This window comes from Microcystis sp. M113S1 (genome assembly GCF_020246945.1).
GTDB lineage: Bacteria > Cyanobacteriota > Cyanobacteriia > Cyanobacteriales > Microcystaceae > Microcystis.
The window spans coordinates 1-3657 of the sequence record NZ_JADBSA010000225.1 but is presented as its reverse complement, the minus strand read 5'-3'; the positions used below and the strand labels follow the sequence as shown (position 1 = coordinate 3657).

Annotated in this window: 2 protein-coding genes; both read left to right on the top strand. The window is 48.8% G+C overall.

Going from position 1 to position 3657, the window contains the following annotated elements; translation table 11 throughout:
- Nucleotides 1-178: 178 nt before the first annotated feature.
- Nucleotides 179-2221 carry a PP2C family protein-serine/threonine phosphatase gene (locus IM319_RS11390; RefSeq protein ID WP_287735675.1) on the top strand — a complete coding sequence of 681 codons (2043 nt, stop codon included), beginning with the start codon at nucleotides 179-181 and terminating at the stop codon, nucleotides 2219-2221.
- A gap of 113 nt (nucleotides 2222-2334) precedes the next feature.
- A complete protein-coding gene (locus tag IM319_RS11385; RefSeq protein WP_286826067.1) occupies nucleotides 2335-3384 on the top strand; it encodes a hypothetical protein in 1050 nt (349 codons plus the stop codon).
- Nucleotides 3385-3657: the final 273 nt, after the last annotated feature.

The window sequence follows — 3657 nt, the reverse complement described above, 5'->3', positions numbered from 1 at the left end:
GTCAGTCTGTAGAGCGACCATAAGACCAGAACAGAGTAAATCTGTTAAGGCAGGTGCGGAACCCCGCAAGGGAAAGAAGCAGAAACCTAAATCGTGAGGTTTGGGAATCACCGTCCGTTTACGGCGGTGAGGATGTCAATAACCTATACTAACCGCGCTTTAGGAGTCAGCAGTTTTCATGGATTCCGTGACAACCCTCCAATGTCAAAACCTAACCTGTCTATCCCCGAACGCTCTCACTAATAGATTCTGTGAAAAATGCGGTACTCCTTTAGTTAAGCGCTATTTATGGATGATGGGTGATTGGGTGAGAACCTATTATCATGTTGGTGAGCTAATTGATAATCGTTATTTGGTCAAACAACCACAAATTGTTCTTGATACTAAACCCGCTCAAGCACCCCAAGCGCCGGACGAACCTCCTAGCTGGATTTCCCTCTACCTAAAATTATTACCCTTCCATCTCCACATTCCCCAAGTCTATGGCTATATTCCCAGTCCCGATGAACGCTTAAATATGGACATCTGGCTGTTGGAATACGGCACTATTCCCCTCGATGAAACGGGAGAATTAATATATCCGCAACTATTGCCCACTCTGGCCGAGGTTTGGTCGCAAGCTTCCGATTTAAGGCAAATTCACTGGTTATGGCAAATGGCCAAACTCTGGCATCCCCTCCAGAAAAAAGCTGTGGTCTCTAGTCTGCTCAACCCTTCTCTGATGAGAGTGAATAATCAGCTGCTGCAATTGCTAGAATTAAGCAAAGACGAGGCTACCGCTCCCAATTTACGAGATTTAGGGGCCCTGTGGGCCGGTCTGATGCCGACGGCAGCCGCTAATATTCAAGATTTTCTCGCATCCCTGACCCAAGAGCTAGAATCCGGTGATCTCGATCGCCCGGAATCCCTGATCGCTATCCTCGATTATGCACTACAGCACTACGGTGGAGGTCAAGAACGCAGCTATGAGATTTTTACCTGCACCGATACCGGTCCGCTGCGGGAACACAACGAGGATGCCTGTTATCCCCCGACTAATCAGGCCATAACCCTCGCTCATGGTCAAAATCCCCTGGCGATTGTCTGTGATGGCATCGGCGGTCAGGAAGGGGGCGAAATCGCTGCTCAATTGGCGATCGAAACCCTGCCTAGGGAAATTAATCGCAGTCCCACCACTGATATTGAAGTCTATCCCGAGAGTCACAGTCTTGTCCTCGAACAGGCGATTCGTGTCACCAATGATCTGATCAGTCAACGCAATGATCAGGAGTCAAGACAAGAGCGTCAGCGCATGGGTACGACTCTAGTTATGGCTTTTGCCCAGGCCCAGGAAATGTACGCGGCCCATGTGGGGGATTCCCGCATCTATTGGATTACTCCCCACAGTTGTCATCAAGTGACGGTGGATGATGATCTCGCTTCCAGGGAAGTGAAATTAGGCTATCTCCTCTATCGTGATGCCATACAGTATCCCAACGCCGGGGCCTTGGTGCAAGCTTTGGGCATGAGTAGCGCCACTAATCTCCATCCCACTGTTCAGAGGTTGATTATTGATCAAGATTGTGTTTTTCTCCTCTGTTCCGATGGTTTGAGTGATTATGATCGGGTAGAACAATACTGGGACAGTGAAATTCTACCTCTTTTGCGAGGAGAGAAAAATGTAACCGCTGTGGGGGAAAGTTTATTACAACTAGCTAACCAGAAAAACGGTCACGATAATTCCACCATCGCCCTAGTTTATTGTCGGGTAGTTCCTAAGGCTGAACCTGTCACGCCTTTAGTTTATGATCAGGCCAAAGAACGGATTATTCCCGATCTTAATGACCAAGATTTTGATTACAGCGGGGACACCTACTCCGGAGAAGAAGTGGTGACAGCAATACCCACTCCCCCCCCCGCATCTTCTTCGGTTTCTAGTCATACTTCTCCCCCCGCGCTCACTAGGGTTTCACCCCTAGTCGTAGGAGCGATCGCTGTCGGTGTTCTCGGTTTGCTGGCTGCGATCGCTTGGCAATTCCTGAGTCCTCATCCCGCTTCCAATCCATCGATTTCTCCCACACCCGTCACCGGTCCGACTCCCACTCCGGGGACGATACCCCCCGCACCCGTCACCAGTCCGAGTCCCACTCCGGGGACGACACCTTCCGCACCTGTCACCAGTCCGAGTCCGGGGACGACACCTCCCGCACCTGTCACCAGTCCCACTCCCCACAATCCCTAATTCATAATTCCCACTTCCCCACTTCCCTATATGTGACTGAAGATTAATCGGCTTGTCGGGGGTTGCCAGGGCGAGTTAAGATAAAATGCCCGATTAACTGCCGAGTCTATCCTATGGTTGATGCTGCGACGTTCTCCTCCGACACCTCCGCGATCATTGATGCCTTTGAAACGCCTCTAGAGTTTAACTTTCAACTGCCGGATCCCGAAGATGAAACCATCCAAGATCATGACTTTCAGCAGCAACTGGATTCTTTTTGGAAAGTTTGCGATCGCTTTGATTTGCAAACGGAAATCTGGCGGGGGCGAATTTTGCGAGCTATTCGCGACCGGGAAAAGCAAGGCGGTGATAGTCGCGGTACAGGCTTTTTAAACTGGTTAAAACAGCGAGAAATCACTAAAAGTCAAGCTTATGCTCTGATTCAATTGGCTAATAGTGCCGATACTCTCCTAGCAGAAGGACAACTGGATCCCGATAGTATCAATAATTTTAGTAAACGCGCCTTCGTAGAAACGGCCAAATCTGCCCCCGAAATTCAAAAATTAGTCAGTGATGCGGCCCGACAAGGGGAGAGAATTACCCGTCGGGAGGTGAAGCAATTGGCCGATGAATGGACGGCGATGAGTTCAGATTTACTACCCGATGAGGTGAAAGAAAAAGCCAGCGATGGTAGTTTACCGGCGCGTCATCTCGCCCCTCTAGTGAAAGAATTAGAAAAGTTACCCGATACTCATATCGAAACTCTCCGTCAAGAAATCGCCGCTAATCCCGATGTGGACACAGTAAAATTAATCACCTCGGAAGCACGCAGTTTAGCTAAATATCTCGATGCGGCAGCCCAAGTACAAACTCTCCGACGGGGTAATTTAGATATTGAAATGGCTCTAGAAGAAGCTTTGCGCGTCGATTGTCTAAATACGGCGGCGGATCTGGTTAAACAAGCCACACAATTAGAGCAAGCCGTAGCTAAACTTTATACTACTTGGAAACGTTTGGGTAGTTTGTCCGATCGCCTCTATGTGGATACAGGAGCAAGTAATCCCCATCTGCGATCGATGTTAACCTGTTTGGAAAGTTTAACCAGTGAAGTGATCGAAGTAGAACTGGATGAAGGTGGGCAAAAAATTGTACGTTTACGCATTATCAGCGATGGGGGAAGTTAGATGCTTTTTTGGTGGTTGGGTGTTGGGTGTTGGGGTGTTAGGGTTTTAGGGTTTTAGTTGAAATTCCCCTATCCCCCCATTACCCTATTCCCCTAACGGCTTGCTGCTATAATCTCTGAATATCCTCAACTTTTTTGACATCCTCACCGCCGTAAACGGACGGTGATTCCCAAACCTCACGATTTAGGTTTCTGCTTCTTTCCCTTGCGGGGTTTCGCACCTGCCTTAACAGATTTACTCTGTTCTGGTCTTATGGTCGCTCTACAGACTGAC